The sequence below is a fragment of the Pseudomonas sp. B14(2017) genome, assembly GCF_002113255.1.
In the GTDB taxonomy this organism is placed as follows: Bacteria; Pseudomonadota; Gammaproteobacteria; order Pseudomonadales; family Pseudomonadaceae; genus Aquipseudomonas; species Aquipseudomonas putida_Z.
This window is the reverse complement of the sequence record NZ_NEJY01000008.1, coordinates 1-14456: the sequence shown is the minus strand read 5'-3', so window position 1 is coordinate 14456 and position 14456 is coordinate 1. Positions and strand designations below refer to the sequence as shown.

General features: G+C 64.2%; 11 protein-coding genes. 3 read left to right on the top strand and 8 right to left on the bottom strand.

What is annotated here, in order from left to right:
- Positions 1-135 precede the first annotated feature (135 nt).
- From CAG34_RS09660 to CAG34_RS09625, 8 genes are read right to left on the bottom strand one after another with little or no spacing between them, the layout of a single operon-like run.
- Positions 136-888 (bottom strand): WecB/TagA/CpsF family glycosyltransferase, encoded by a 753-nt coding sequence (locus tag CAG34_RS09660; protein ID WP_085589557.1) that lies wholly within the window; start codon positions 886-888, stop codon positions 136-138.
- Positions 888-2075, bottom strand: coding sequence for a glycosyltransferase family 2 protein (locus CAG34_RS09655; protein ID WP_085589555.1), 1188 nt, complete (start codon positions 2073-2075; stop codon positions 888-890). Before CAG34_RS09655 ends, CAG34_RS09660 begins: the two co-directional genes overlap by 1 nt.
- Positions 2072-3274, bottom strand: coding sequence for a glycosyltransferase (locus CAG34_RS09650; protein WP_085589553.1), 1203 nt, complete (start codon positions 3272-3274; stop codon positions 2072-2074). Before CAG34_RS09650 ends, CAG34_RS09655 begins: the two co-directional genes overlap by 4 nt.
- 60 nt (positions 3275-3334) lie before the next feature.
- Positions 3335-4339: a VirK/YbjX family protein gene (locus tag CAG34_RS09645; protein WP_085589551.1), complete on the bottom strand. Its 1005-nt coding sequence runs from the start codon at positions 4337-4339 to the stop codon at positions 3335-3337.
- Positions 4340-4348: 9 nt separating this feature from the next.
- Complete coding sequence (locus tag CAG34_RS09640) at positions 4349-5326, bottom strand: glycosyltransferase family 2 protein (protein ID WP_085589549.1); 978 nt, start codon at positions 5324-5326, stop codon at positions 4349-4351.
- A gap of 5 nt (positions 5327-5331) precedes the next feature.
- Positions 5332-5856, bottom strand: a complete 525-nt coding sequence (locus CAG34_RS09635; protein WP_025339010.1) for a serine O-acetyltransferase — start codon at positions 5854-5856, stop codon at positions 5332-5334.
- Between the two features lie 8 nt (positions 5857-5864).
- Positions 5865-6821 carry a glycosyltransferase family 2 protein gene (locus CAG34_RS09630; protein WP_085589547.1) on the bottom strand — a complete coding sequence of 319 codons (957 nt, stop codon included), beginning with the start codon at positions 6819-6821 and terminating at the stop codon, positions 5865-5867.
- Positions 6822-6876: 55 nt separating this feature from the next.
- Positions 6877-8343 (bottom strand): FAD-dependent oxidoreductase, encoded by a 1467-nt coding sequence (locus CAG34_RS09625; protein ID WP_085589545.1) that lies wholly within the window; start codon positions 8341-8343, stop codon positions 6877-6879.
- 373 nt (positions 8344-8716) lie between these two features.
- Here CAG34_RS09625 and CAG34_RS09615 point away from each other — a divergent pair, with 373 nt between their 5' ends.
- The 3 genes from CAG34_RS09615 to galE all read left to right on the top strand — a co-directional run bounded on the left by CAG34_RS09615 (position 8717) and on the right by galE (position 13918).
- On the top strand, positions 8717-10243 hold the full coding sequence (locus CAG34_RS09615; protein WP_085589540.1) for an O-antigen ligase family protein: 1527 nt from the start codon (positions 8717-8719) through the stop codon (positions 10241-10243).
- A 5-nt stretch (positions 10244-10248) separates the two neighbouring features.
- A complete protein-coding gene (locus CAG34_RS09610) occupies positions 10249-12864 on the top strand; it encodes a cellulase family glycosylhydrolase (RefSeq protein ID WP_085589537.1) in 2616 nt (871 codons plus the stop codon).
- Between the two features lie 79 nt (positions 12865-12943).
- Positions 12944-13918: a UDP-glucose 4-epimerase GalE gene (gene galE, locus CAG34_RS09605; protein ID WP_085589534.1), complete on the top strand. Its 975-nt coding sequence runs from the start codon at positions 12944-12946 to the stop codon at positions 13916-13918.
- Positions 13919-14456 lie beyond the last annotated feature (538 nt).

Sequence of the window (14456 nt, the reverse complement as noted above, 5' to 3'; positions counted from 1 at the left end):
GCAGCAAGTGCCTTCCACAAACCAGCAAGACTTGACAACGGCTCATGCAAAGCCCGTGAAGCGAAATCCTGCAGCCCCAACCCATTGATCTCACTGTAGCAGCCACCCGCCATCAGTGTGCGCGGATTGTGCCGCTCATACGGGGTGTCTGGCCGCCCCTCCGTCGCGGCGGTACAGCAAGGTACGCAGCAGGAACAACGGGTTACCCACCACATAACGCATGAACAAACGCTTCGGCTCGCGCAACAGTCGGTACAGCCACTCCCCGCCCAACCGCCGCAACCACTCGGGCGCCCGGCTGACCTTGCCGCCGAGAAAATCCAGGATCGCGCCGCCGCACACGATCAGGCACGGCCCGCCAGTTGCTGCCAGCCTTGCCGCCACAACCTCCTGCCTGGGCATGCCCATGCCCAGCACGATCAGCTCCGGTTGTTGCTCCCTGGCCAGTTGCAGGTAGGTATCGACGCTGGCAAAGCCATCGTGGACCGACACCGGCACCACCCCGAACACGGCTGCGCTGCGCTGCACGGCCTGGTCCAGGTAAGGTTGCCGGGTGCCCCAGAACGCGACCCGCCGCCCACGGTAGGCGGCCAGGAGCCGAGGAATGAAGTCGGTGCCATTCATGTTGAGCCCCGGTTCAAGCCCCAGCCGGCGATACAGGATCGCCATGCCGGAACCGTCGCGCAGCAGCACGTCGGCCGCCGACAATGCCTGGTGGCAGGCGCCATCGCGCACCACCAGGTTCATTGCATGGGCATTGACGAAGCCCAGCACGGTCGCGGCTTCCGGGGCGCTCAGCCTGTCCAGCAGGCGCTGCGCGGCAGTGGTATCCACCACCACTTCCAGCTTGCCGACAAGGGTGTTCCAACGTTTCTGCCATTCAGCCATCAGTCTTCATCCCGTTTCGAACGTACCCATTCAACCTGGCGCTTGATCAGGAACCCCAGATACAAGGGGACCTTCCTTGCGGCGTAAAACGGCGCGTACAGCAGCACGGAAAACGGGATCAGTTCGCGACAGAAGCGCGCCCAGGCCAGTGCGACGGCAAGGCCGAGCAATGCCAGCGCGCAAAGGGCGATCCAGGCAGGTGCCGCCAGGCCGAACAGCAGGTACGCCAGCCAGGCCACCAGGTTGAGCCCGAGCAGGCTCAGCACCAGCAACGCCAGGGGCGGCACCAGCAGGTCCAGGGTCATGGCCAGCAAGCTGCCGTTACGCTGGGTGACTGCGGCCAGCGCACGCCTGGGCGCATCGGCCAGCATCAGGCTCAGGTGCCCATGCTCCCAGCGGGTGCGCTGGCTACCCAGGCCTTGCTGGCTGGCAGGGAACTGGCTGCTGACCACGGCCTCGGGGCAGAACACTGGCGGCTTGCCCTGCTGGCACAGGTCCAGGCCCAGTTTCACATCCTCCACCAGATGCCCGTTGGCCAGGTCGATCAAGGCCAGGTCACGCCAGCCGAACGCCATGCCGGCGCCCATCAACTGGCAAGGCAGGCCCAGCCGTGCCCAACCACGCGGGCGCACCAGGTTCTTGACCCGCCAGGCGAACTCGGCAACCTGCACTGCCAGCCCGGCCCCTGCCGATGCGTGCATCAGGTACAGCGCCTGCACCGGGCGAGCGACCTCGCGGTAGCGCCGCGCCAGGTGCTCGATCGCCCCCTCATCCACCTGGCAGTCGGCATCCACCACGATCACCACCTCGGGCGGCTGGCTGGCCAGGTGGCGCACGCCAACGTCCAGGGCGTAGCCCTTGCCGCGCAACCGCGCATCGCGGCGCTCCACCACTTCGGCACCGGCCTCGCGCGCCAGTTGCGCGGTGTCGTCAGTGCAGTTGTCCGCCACCACCAGCAAGCGGTCGCCAGGCCGCAACTGCGGGGCAATGCTTGCCAGCGTGGCACGAATCATCGAGGCCTCGTCATGGGCTGGCACCAGCACTGCCACCTGCGGACGAGCGTTGTTGCCCAACGGCTGCGCGCGCGCTGGCAGGCAAGCCATCAGCACCTGCACCAACAGCAGCAGCACCGGCAACAGGGCGATGGCCGCCAGCGTGCCCAGTAACCAAGCCAATACACTCATCATGCGGATGCCTTGAAATAGCTGGCCAGCCTGGCCGCTTCGGTATCGATGTCATGCCGTTGCAGCACACGCTGGCGGGCTGCCTCGCCCATGCGCTGCAGCGCTTCGGCAGGTTGCGCCAGGCAGTCGGCCATGGCCGCCGCCAGCTCGTCCACGGCGCCGGCAGGGAACAACCAGCCGTTCTCGCCCGGCCGCACCAGCTCGGGAATACCTGCCACATAGGTGGTCAGTACTGGCCTGCGCAAGGCCATGGCTTCCATGATCACCACCGGCAACCCCTCGGCAAAGCTGGGCAGCACCAGTGCACGCGCCGCAAGGATTTCCTCGCGCACCTGTGCGCTGCTGATCCAGCCGGTGATGCGCACCTGCTGCTGCAAGCCATGCCGGGCAATCAACGCCTCGATCTGCCCACGCATTTCACCGTCGCCGGCCAGCACCAGCTCGAAGGCGATCGACCGGGCGGCCAGTACCCGCGCGGCCTCGAGCAACAGCAGCTGGCCTTTCTGTTCGCACAGGCGGCCGACGCACACCAGGCGTGGCGCCGTGGGCACGCCGACCGGCGCCACCTCATGGAAGCTGCGCTCGAGGCCGCAATGCACCACCTTCACCTTGGCCCAGTGGTCGTGTGCCACCCAGCGAAACAACTGGCTGCGCCCGTACGAGCTGACCGCCGCGACAAATGCGGCACGCCGCACCTTCTCGCCCATGTGCAGGAACTGCGGTTTGTCGAACTCTTCCGGCCCGTGCACGGTAAAGCTGTAGGCTGGCCCGCCCAGCACGTTGGCCAGCATCACCACCTCGGTGGAGTTGGTGCCGAAATGCGCATGCACATGTTTTGCTTCGCCAGCCTGCAACCACTGCAGTACCTGGCAAGCCTCGGCCAGGTAGACCAGATGGTAGGGCCAGGCGCGGTCGGCCCGCAGGCCAAGGCGCATGGCCAGCCAAAGCGCCTGGAAGAACCGGCGCGGCTGTGCGCGCAGCACTTGCCAGGACGGTGCCAGCAAGCCCTTGACGCCACGTTGCAGCACATAGCGGGTCCTGGCCTGTTCGCTCGAGTCCTCGGCATCCTGCAACTCGGCGTCCCACCCGCGCAGGGCAATACGCTGCACCTCTACCCCCTGGCGCTCCAGCGCCAGGATCTCGCGGCGGATGAAACTGTGGCTGACCTTCGGGTACTGGTTTATGAAATAAGCAATGCGCATAGGAATCCAGATCAAGACCCGCGTAATGAACCTTCAGGCCTGCCGTGGCAGGGCCGGCCGTTACTTCAGGCTGTCGATTACCGGCGGCCGGCGCCCCGCCGATGCCACCTCGTCAGGTGCATCCTCCTGTTTCCCTTGTAGTCCAAGGTTGAGACCGCTGCCTGGCAACGTGGCCTGCAAGCGGGTGAAAACATCGTCGAGCAACGCCTGGCGGCGGCGGTACATCGCCCGTTTCTTCGCCGGGATGTCCTGTTCCGCCCGCTGTACCACGGCCAGCGGGAGGGCGAAGAAATCCGCATGGTTCGACGCAGTAGCGCCGTGCTCCAGCCAGATCACGTCATAATTGGCCGCCAGGTCCTGGCCTTTGTCGTTGCCAAAATACGCGTGCCGATGGTGGCGGCAGGCGTCACTGACGGCATACAGGTGCGCCACGCCCAGGGTCCTGGCCAGGCACTTCAATGCTTCGAGCAGCAGGCTGCGTGGGCGCAACCCTTCGAAGTCCTTGGTCAGGTCGCGGTAGATGGCCAATGAGGTTTCGCTGTCGATCCCCTTGTGGATGCCCTGCACGGCACCGATGAACAGGCAAAGCTCGCCCTGGCTGCGGCACAAGCTGAACGCCAGGGATGCCACCCGCAGGTCGCCCTGGAACAGGTTCAATACCAACTCGCCTTCGCGCTTGAACCAGATCGGCCGGTCCAGCACCAGGCGGCAGCCCGGCGAATGGCTGGACAGCTCGCACAGCGTCAGGCTTTCGTCCCGCCCCAGCAGCAACAGCGCCGGAAACTGCCCCGCAAGCACTTCAAAGTGCGAAGCCAGCACCTCCAGGCGCTGCGGGGCTTCCCAGCATTTGCTGAGGTAGGGCCACTGCACGACACCGATGCAATCCACCCCCAGCCGCTGCAAACCTTGTGGGCCCAGCGTCGCCGTCATGCGCTGCAGGAACGCATTCAGCTCAGGCCATTGCCTGGCAATCTGCAGCGTCAACTTGCGTTTGTTGTTCAGCGCCCGCAACGAGTAGCCCGGTTGCAAGGTAAACACGCTTTTCACGATCATGCCGAGCATCATGGGCCCCTCTCACTTGTACTCGATCAACGTCGATTTGCCGGCCGCGATGCGGTGGCGCAAGAACTTCAGTTGCCCGAGCATTTCCGGGAACTTGCCCAATACCAGGAACACCGCCTGTAGCCAGTTCTCCCGCACCGACTTGCCACCACGCCGGGCCAGGCGTACGGCCTGCAGCGGGTAGACCAGCAGCAACAGCAGGCTCCAGCCGCCCAGCAGCAGGCAGGCCAGCACGATCACCACGGGGATGCCCAGGCCCCACAGCCAGGCCCGGCGCGATTCGCGCAGCCAGTGCCGCTCGGGCGGCTGACCATGCAGGTAGGCCCCTTCGGCATAGGCGTGGCCAGCGCGCAGGCTACGCCGCCACCATTGGCTGAAACGGGTCATGGCGGCGTCGTGCAGGGTCATCTCGGCGTCCAGGCGCCAGACCTTCCAACCCTTTGCCCGCAGGCGCACGCACAGTTCGGGCTCTTCTCCGGCAATCAACTCGGGGCGAAAGCCGCCGACCGCGGCAAAGGCATCTACCCGCATCAGGGCATCGCCACCACACGCCTTGGCCTCGCCGATGGGGGTGTCCCACTCCAGGTCGCACAACAGGTTGTACACCGACCGCTGCGGGAAGCGCTCGCGTCGGCGGCCACACACCACTGCCACGTCGGGATGGTCGTCGAGAAACGCCTGCGCCGCGGGCAGCCAGCCGCTATCCACCTCGCAATCGCCATCGACGAACTGCACCAGTTGCATCGACGGCAGCCGCCGCTGCAAGGCGAAAAAGCCTTCGTTACGGGCGCGTGCGGCAGTAAACGGGGTGCCCAGGTCCAGCGCCAGTACCTCTACCCCCAAGCTGCGGGCCAAGTGCAGTGAACCATCGGTGGAGCCCGAGTCGACGTACATGACCTTGTCCGCCCCCTGCTGCAGCGAAATCAGGCAACGTTCCAGGCGCTGGCCTTCGTTGCGGCCAATCACCACCACACCGATCCCGCTCGCCATGGGCCTCACTCGACGGGCGCCGTGGCGGCCGGTTGCCTGGCCTTGATGATGGCCGGCACCCCCACTGCCAGCGAATTGTCCGGCACATCCACCAGCACCACGGCATTGGCACCGATGATCACGTCGTTGCCGATACGGATGCTACCCAGCACCTTGGCCCCGGTGCCGATATCGACGTTGTTGCCGAACACCGGTGCAATCGGCTCGTTGACGTTCTTCAGGCCCACCACCACACCATTGCGGATACGGCAGTCATCGCCAAAGCGGGCATAGCCGCTGATGACGATGCCGCCGAAATGGTCGATGACGAAGTTGCGGCCGATTACCACTTCGCACGGCAACTCCACACCCGTGATGATCTGCACGAACTTGAACAGGACCTTGTAGATGAGCGAAAACAGCTTGCGCAGCAGTGCCGGGCGCACCCCATAGCGCCAGCGGCCGAAGCGGTACACCAGCAGTACCCAGAAGCCCTGGGCGCCCCAGTCGCCACCATGGGCACGCAGGTCGGCACGTATATTCTCGAACATGGCTCCACCTACCTTGTCGGTTGGCTGGCGTACCGGGTCTTGAACAACAGAGACCAGGTCGCCCGGCAGTGACGCCAGCAGGCCTGTATCGCGCCCCGGCCGCGTCGTTTCAACAGCGCCTTGAGTGCCAGCACCAGGTCGCCCAAGGTGACCAGCAGCATGTGCAGGGCCAGGCCCGCCAGCCCGTGATGCTTGCGGAAGTACAGCAGCTCGCTTTCGATCTGGTATGACGAAATCTGCCGGCTGGCCGCCTCAAGTTCGGCCACCGATCTGGAGCTTTCCCCACCGATGTGCACCACCGTGGTATGCGGGTAGAACACCACCTTCCAGCCGGCCGCCTTCACCCGCTTGCAGTGGTCGACCTCTTCGTAATAAAGAAAGTAGCGCGGGTCGAACAGGCCCACCTGGTCGAGCACTTCGCGGCGCACCAGGTAGAAGCAGCCAGGCAGCCAGTCGCACTCGCGGACCGAGGCGTGGTCCCAGTTCATTTCGTCGACCATCTTCAGGCCGGGGAAAAAGCGCCCCAGCCCGGTACGCCCGACGAACACGTTGAGCGGTGTGGGGAAGTAGCGGCAACTGGGCTGCAGGTCGCCGTCGCGGCCCTCCAGGCGCACCCCCAACACCCCGCACTCCGGGTGGGCTTCCATGTAGTCGAGGGTTTTCTGCAGGGAATCGGCGGCGACGAAGGCGTCGGTGTTCAGCAGCAAGGCGTACTTGCCCTTCAGGTGCTCCAGCAGCTGGTTGTTGGCCCGGCCGAACCCCACGTTCTGCCTGTTGCTCAGCAGCAGCGCCTGCGGGCACACCTCGGCCATGCGCTGCAGCGAGTCATCGACCGAGGCATTGTCCACCACCAGGTAGCTGGCCAGCCGTTCGCTGTCGGCCCGGCGCAGCGCATCGAACATCGGCTGCAGCAGCCTGGCCGTGTTGAAGTTGACCACCATGACGTCCACAGGTTTGCTAGCCATTGTTGCCATCCCTCGAAGAAGTCCCCGCGCCTTTGCAGCATCAGCACAACATTCGTCACACCACGGCTTCCCTGGCCGCGCTCATCCTGGCATCGAGGTGGTCGGCCAGGCGCACCGCAAACTGCAGCAGCGGCATGGTCGGGTTGGAGGCACCGCCCGTGGCAAAGATGCTGCTGCCGGCGATGTAAAGGTTTTCGGTACCGAACACCCTGCAGTTGGTATCGACAACACCGAACTGCGCCGACGACGCCATGCGCGTGGTACCCATGTGGTGGGCATGTGGCGACAGCTTCAGCGGTATCGAGGTGTCATAAACGAAGTCATTGAGCTTGATGAAGCCCAGGTTCATGTCCGCCCACTGCTTGGCCAGTTCGCTGCCAATGCACTTGATGGTGTGCCGGTCATCAGCGCTCAGGGCCCAGTTGACATTGACCTTGGCCACGCCCAGTGCGTCCTTCTCGTCCAGCAGCGAAATGCGGCTGCGCAGGTTGGGGAACTGCTCGATCATGGTGCTGATGACACCGTCACCGGGGCAACTGAACTTGGTCACGAAGGCGATCTTGCCGGCTACCCCCATGTCGCAGGCCAGGTTCTCCAGAAAATGCTTCACCTCGGCAGTACGTCCATAGGTTTGTACATCGGCCAGCAAGGCGGCCCTGACATTGCCTTTACCTGCCTTGTATTCGTCAACGAAGGCATCGGTGGTGTAGTACTCGCGCGGCTCGGGGTCCAGCCCCGACTTGAGGATGAAGGAGCCAAGGTCAATGTTCAGATGCTCCATGAAACACCGGCCGACCAGCCCGTCCTTGCTCACGACCCCCGCCGCCAGCAACGACTCGCTGTTGAGCAGTTGCCGGGCATTCTCGATGGCACCGGTGGCCAGCACGAAGTTTCTCGCAACCAGGCGCTGGCGATTGCACGCGTAATCGGACAGTACGACTGCGGCCAGGTGGCCGGAGGCCTGGTCGAACTCCAGGTTCACGCAATTGCAGTTGATGAACACGTCCAGGCCTTGGGTCTGTTCCAGGGCTGTGGCGTACTTTTGCGCAAAACGCGTGGGCGGGCTGAGCAGAAAGCGGTCTGGCTCGAATTCTCCGCCGTCGAGGCCAGCATTCAACGCGTGAAAATCCGACCCGGGCGGCAGGTCGACGATATCCATTGCAACAGGCAGGTAGCCTGCTATCTCCGAATACGGAATGGGCCAGCCAGGCAGGTCGCCAATAGGGGGAACGGCGAAGTCCGAGGGGCTGAACGGCCGGCAACGGCCGGCCCAATGGTTGGATGTGCCGCCCAGGTAACGCAGGCGAGCCTCCCCGGCGTACAGCTCCAGGCCAGTGGATGCACAGGCGTACAAAGCTTGCGAGTTCGCCGAATATTCACGCCCGCCACCCTCGGCAAGCAGTACGCTCCAGCCCGCGGCGGCCAGGCGCAGGCCCAAGGTGATGCCCGCGGGGCCGGCACCGATGATGCAGACATCGTAACTGTCGCGCAGGGACTTCTGCTGTTGATAATCCTTGATCATGGGTGTTCGTTCCGGAAGTAGCGAGACGGCAATACCCAGCCGTTGATCACCACGAACCCGGGCCTGCCGGCAGGTTGGCTGGCAGCGGCTGGCGAAGCAGCGAACACCAAACCACCAACCCCCAGCAACACGCAACTCTGGAGAAACCCTCTACGACCCGTTTGCGCAGTACAAAAAGTAAGCTTCCCCATGACACAGTGACCTGCACCTTTGAAAGATCTACCCGACAAGCCGCATTACCGCCAGTCCCCGGGGCCAGCTTCACAATCGACGGCATGGCGTCGATCTCTGACCGATTGGCTAAAAGGTCACTATAGTTTCAATCAGCCACGATGCTAGCCGTTGCCCACCGACGCAAAGGTGCACATAGCCAATGCCTGAACATTTTCGTGCGTTGATCGTCATCCTGTTTCTGGCGAGCGTGGTCTTCCTGCTGGCGCGGCGGCCTGCCACCGACCTGATCCCGCTCAGCGACTTCAAGCGCCGGCGCAACCTGTGGTTCCTGCTTACCCTGCTGGCGTTCTTCTCGCACAGCTTCTGGCTGTACCTGGGTGCTGGCGCCGTCATCCTGTACATCGCCGGGCGCCGCGAACACAACCCCATGGCGCTGTTCTACATGCTGCTGTTCCTGGTCCCGCCGGCTTCGGTGCAGGTGCCCGGGTTTGGCGTGGTCAATTACCTGGTCGACCTCAACCATATCCGCCTGCTGACCCTGTGCGTGCTGCTGCCGGCGGCACTGGCCCTGCGCCGGCAGGGCGACACCCTGCGCTTCGGCCGCACCTGGCCCGACAGGCTGTTGGCGGCCGGCCTGCTGCTGATGAGCGTGCTGTACCTGCGCGAAACCACCCTGACCGACACCCTGCGCCAGACGCTGTACCTGTATGTCGACGTGCTACTGCCGTATTACGTGGCCAGCCGTGGCCTGCGCCAGATCAGCGACTTCAAGGACACCCTGCTGGCCTTCGTGCTTGCCTCCTTCGTCCTGGCCCTGATCGGCGTGGCCGAGTACGTGCGCCACTGGCTGCTGTACAGCGCCCTGGTCGACGCCATGGGCGTGCCGTGGAGCATGTCCGGCTACCTGAGCCGTGGCGGTTCGCTGCGCGCCAGCGTCACCACCGGGCAGGCGATTGCCCTGGGCTATGTGATGAGTGTGGCCATCGGCCTGTTCCTGTTCGTCCAGGGTTACGTGCGCCGCCCCCTGCAGCGGGCGCTGGGCGCCCTGCTGCTCGCCGCCGGGCTGTTCGCGCCACTGTCCCGTGGCCCGTGGATCGGCGCCGTGGTCATCGTGGTGGTGTTCATCGCCCTGGGCAAAGGTGCGGTCAGGCGCCTGGCGCTGCTCGCCGCGGCCGGCGTGCTGGCCCTGCCCTTGCTGACCATCGTGCCCGGTGGCGACAAGGTACTGGACATGCTGCCGTTCATTGGCAACCTCGAGAAAGAGAACATCACCTACCGCGCAAGGCTGATGGACAACTCGTGGATCGTCATCCAGCGCAACCCGCTGTTCGGCTCGTTCGACTTCCGCAACACCCCGGAAATGCAATCGATGATCCAGGGTGAAGGCATCATCGACATCGTCAACACCTACATCAACCTGGCGCTGCGGGTAGGGCTGGTCGGGCTTGGCCTGTTCGTGGCGTTCTTCGCCGTCGTACTGCACGGCATCCGCAAGGCCATGCGCAGTTTCCCCGACAAGGACGACGAAAAACGGCAGCTCGGCCGGGCATTGCTGGCGACACTGATCGGCATCCTGGTGATCATCTTCACCGTCAGCAGCATCACCTTCATCCCGGTGGTGTACTGGACTGTCGCCGGGCTGGGCGTGGCCTACATCCAGATGGTCCGCAGGCTGCACAACAGCCAGGCCATCGCGCTGGCCGACCCCGGCCTTCAACCAAGGTGACACTTATGAGCTTGCTCCCCCTGCGCAGCCGGGGTTTTCAAACCCTGCTGCGGGTTTCGGCCATTGCCGGCCTGGCCTTGCTGCCGCTCACCGGCTGGGCATCAGCGTGGCAAGTCAGTGTCGATGAACAGAACGGCCTGCCCATGGTGACCCGCGGCGGTGGGCCGGTGATGAAAGCCAAGTTCGACTTCTGGGCGGCCAACTGGAGCTGGACCGGTTTCTCCACCACGTTCAAGGTCAATGGCCCCTACCACTACACGCTGCAGGGCAAGAACAAGGAGCTGGACTTCGACCTGGCGGCGGATATCCGCAAGGAGCAGGCGCAAACCCTGAGCTGGGCCTTCGACCTCGACGCCCATAGCCGCCAGGCCGGGGTGATGGGCGGCGGCATGGTGTTCGAGTTCGACCCTGCGCAAATTGCCGGCGAGATGGGCGCCCCGCAGCTGCTGCCCGGCAACCGTGGCTGGTCGTGGGGCAAGGCTGACCAGGGCCGGCGCATCGAAATGCGCTTCGATCCACCACTGGCCAAGGTGTATTTCGAGCGCGGCAACCCGTCCGAACTGCGTGCATTCATCTACAGCGACCCGATCAGCGCAGGTCGGCAGCAGATCAAGGCGATGCTGAACATTACCGGCGACATTGAGCTGGGGCCCACGCCCAGCGAACGCTTCGGCCTGGCCGACCCCGCCGGTTGGCCCGACGACCAACTGGACTGGCGCACCTCGCCAGTGGACCTTTCATTCCTCAACGCTGCGGAAAAGCCTGCCGGCAAGCACGGCTTCGTCAAGGCTGTGGGCGAGCAGCTGATGTTCGAAAACAACACCCCGGTGCGCTTCTGGGGCACCAACCTGTCCGCCTATTCGCTGTTCAAGAGCCCCGACGAAGAAATCCGCCAACAGGCCAAACGCCTGTCGGCACTGGGTTTCAACCTGGTGCGTCTGCACCACCACGACTCGCCCTGGGTCAGCCCGAACGTGTTTGGCGACGGCACCCTGGTGCGCGATACCCAGCAGCTCAGTGCCGAATCGCTGCGCAAGCTGGACCTGTGGATCAAGGCGCTCAAGGATGAAGGCATCTATATCTGGCTGGATCTGCACGTGCAGCGGGCGCTTACCGCCAATGACAACATCGATGACTTCAAGGAACTGGCCAAGGGCGAGAACCACGTCGACCTGAAGGGTTACGCCTATGTAAACCGCAGTATCCAACAAGCGATGAAACGCTTTGCCGAGCAGTACCTGACCCATGTGAACGAATACACCGGCCTGGCCTACAAGGACGACCCGGCCATCGCTGCCGTACTGCTCACCAATGAGAACGACCTCACCCAGCATTATGGCAACGCCCTGATGCCGAACAAGGATGTGCCGCACCACAGCGAGCGCTACATGGAAGCGGCCAAAGCCTTCGCCAAACAATACGACCTGCCCACCGACCTCACCTGGCGCGCCTGGGAGCATGGCCCTTCGAAGCTGTTTCTCAACGACCTGGAACAGCGCTTCAACGCCGACATGATCGCCCACCTGCGCGGCCTCGGCGTGAAAGTACCGATTGCCACCACCAGTACCTGGGGCGGCAATGGCCTGAGCGCGCTGCCGGCACTGACCGCAGGCGATGTCATCGATGCCCATGCCTACGGTGCCAATGGGCAACTGGAGAAGAACCCGTTGACCAGCGACGGCATGATCGACTGGCTCGCCGCCGCCCAGGTAGTCGGCAAGCCGCTGACCGTCTCCGAGTGGAACGCCGAACCCTTCCCGCTGCCCGACCGCCACTCGCTGCCGCTGTACATGGCCGGCACCGCCGCCCACCAGGGCTGGGACGCCATGCTGCAGTACGCCTACAGCCAACAGGCCTTCAACCCAGGCTGGCGCACGGCGGACAACTGGCACGCGTACAACGACCCGGCGATGATCGCCACCCTGCCCGCTGCCGCCCTGCTCTATCGCCGCGCGGACGTGAAGCCGGCCACTACCCGCTATGTGTTCGCGCCGACGCCCGCCACCCTGTACAACCAGGAGATCACCCCGCGCACTTCAGCGCTGCTGCGCACGGCCATGGAAAAGGGCCAACTGCAGATCGCCCTGCCACAGACGCCGGAGTTGCCCTGGCTGAAGCCCGCCGCCATCCCTGCCGGTGCGCAGGTACTGCAGGACCCGGGGCAGTCCTTGCTGCCAGCCGACGCCACGCAAGCGCTCAGCGACACGGGCGAGCTCAAGCGCAACTGGCACCAGGGCATCTATACCATCGACACACCGCTGACCCAGGCCGCCACCGGCTGGCTGGGAGGTCGCTCGATCAGCCTGGGCGCAATCCAGGTGCAAGCACGAACGCCGTACGCCAGCGTCGTGGTGCAAAGCCTGGACGGCAAGCCCCTGGGCCAGTCACGCGAACTGCTGCTGTCGCTGGGTACCCGTGCCGTGCCCAAGGCCGATTACAAGACGCCGTTCAACGTCGAGCCGCTTGCCGGCACCTTGAGCATCAAGGCGCCTGCTGGCCTGAAACTGTTCGCCCGGGACGCGCAGGCGCAGTTGAAACCGTTGCCGATGGCTTACCAGGATGGGCGCTACAGCATCACGTTCGATGGCAAGTACATGTCCAACTGGCTGTTCTTGAAATAGGGTATATGGCCATCTACCCTCACCACAGACCTGTAGCTGAAAAGCGCGGCTGTACAACAGCAGAGTCCTGGAGGCATGGATGAAGTTTCTGGTTGTCGGTGGCGCAGGCTACATTGGCTCGCACATGGTCAAGCACTTGCTCGGCGCGGGCCATGAGGTGGTGGTGGCGGACCTGGTCTCGCCCGGCCCCGGCGTCCAGTGGGCGAAACTGGACATCGCCGACGAACCCGCGCTGGATGTGCTGTTCGGGGTTTGCCGTTTCGACGCTGTGTTCCACTTTGCCTCGTTCATCCAGGTGGGCGAGTCGGTCAGCGTGCCCGGCAAGTATTACCAGAACAATGTCTCGGCTACCCTTTCCCTCCTGCAGGCCATGGTGAATGCTGGTATCAGGCACCTGGTTTTTTCTTCCAGTGCAGCCGTTTACGGCAACCCGCAGTATGTGCCGATCGACGAAGCGCATGCCAAGGGGCCGATCAACCCGTATGGGCTGAGCAAATGGATGGTCGAGCAGATTCTCGAGGACTTCGACCGAGCCTACGGCTTGAAGTCGGTATGCCTGCGTTACTTCAACGCAGCCGGCGCAGACCCGGAAGGCCAGCTGGGAGAGCGCCATGACCCGGAAACCCACCTGATTCCGTTGATCCTGCAGGCCGCTTCGGGCCGGCGTGATGCGGTAACGGTATTTGGCCGCGACTACGACACGCCGGATGGTACCTGCATACGCGACTATGTGCATGTGGCCGACCTGGTGGCGGCCCATGCACTGGCGGTGGATTACCTGCTGGCGGGTGGCGAGCGAACCGCGTTCAACCTGGGCAATGGGCTGGGCTTTTCGGTGCAGCAGGTGATCGATATGGCCAGGGCGGTGACTGGCCGGCAGATCCGCACCCTCGACGCGCCCCGCCGCCCCGGCGACCCGCCCCGGTTGGTGGCGGATGCTGGCAAGGCCATGCGCATGCTGGGCTGGCGGCCGGAGTTTGCCGCATTGGAGCCGATTGTGCGGCATGCGTGGCAATGGGAGTTGCAGTATCCCTGGGTTCAGCGCCAAAGCTGAGATTGTGGGGCTCGCTACCCACCAACTGAAGGCAAGCGCCATACCTGTGGGAGCGGGCGCGCCCGCGAACACCGGCGCAGCCGGTGCCAGCCACCGCGTCGCCTGCTTCGCGGGCATGCCCGCTCCCACAAAGCCCCCATCAGCCGAAAGAATGCGCCGTACCTGTGGGAGCGGGCGCGCCCGCGAACACCGGCGCAGCCGGTGCCAGCCACCGCGTCGCCTGCTTCGCGGGTGAACCCGCTCCCACAGGGACCCCATCAGCCGAAAGAATGCGCCATACCTGTAGGAGCGGGCGCGCCCGCGAACACCGGCGTAGCCGGTGCCAGCCACCGCATTGCCTGCTTCGCGGGCATGCTGTTCTGGTCAAGTTTTTCCGGACACCGGTTACGGTGATCAAGCCGCCTGCTGCTCCATAGCTATTGGTGACAGGTAGTCGTTATGGCTGTGGAGCCTGATTCGGTTGTATCGCATGAAGAAGCTGGTCATATCCTGCTTGGCTTCTTCAATTTCCTTGTAGCCCTTGGGCGGCACCCATTCT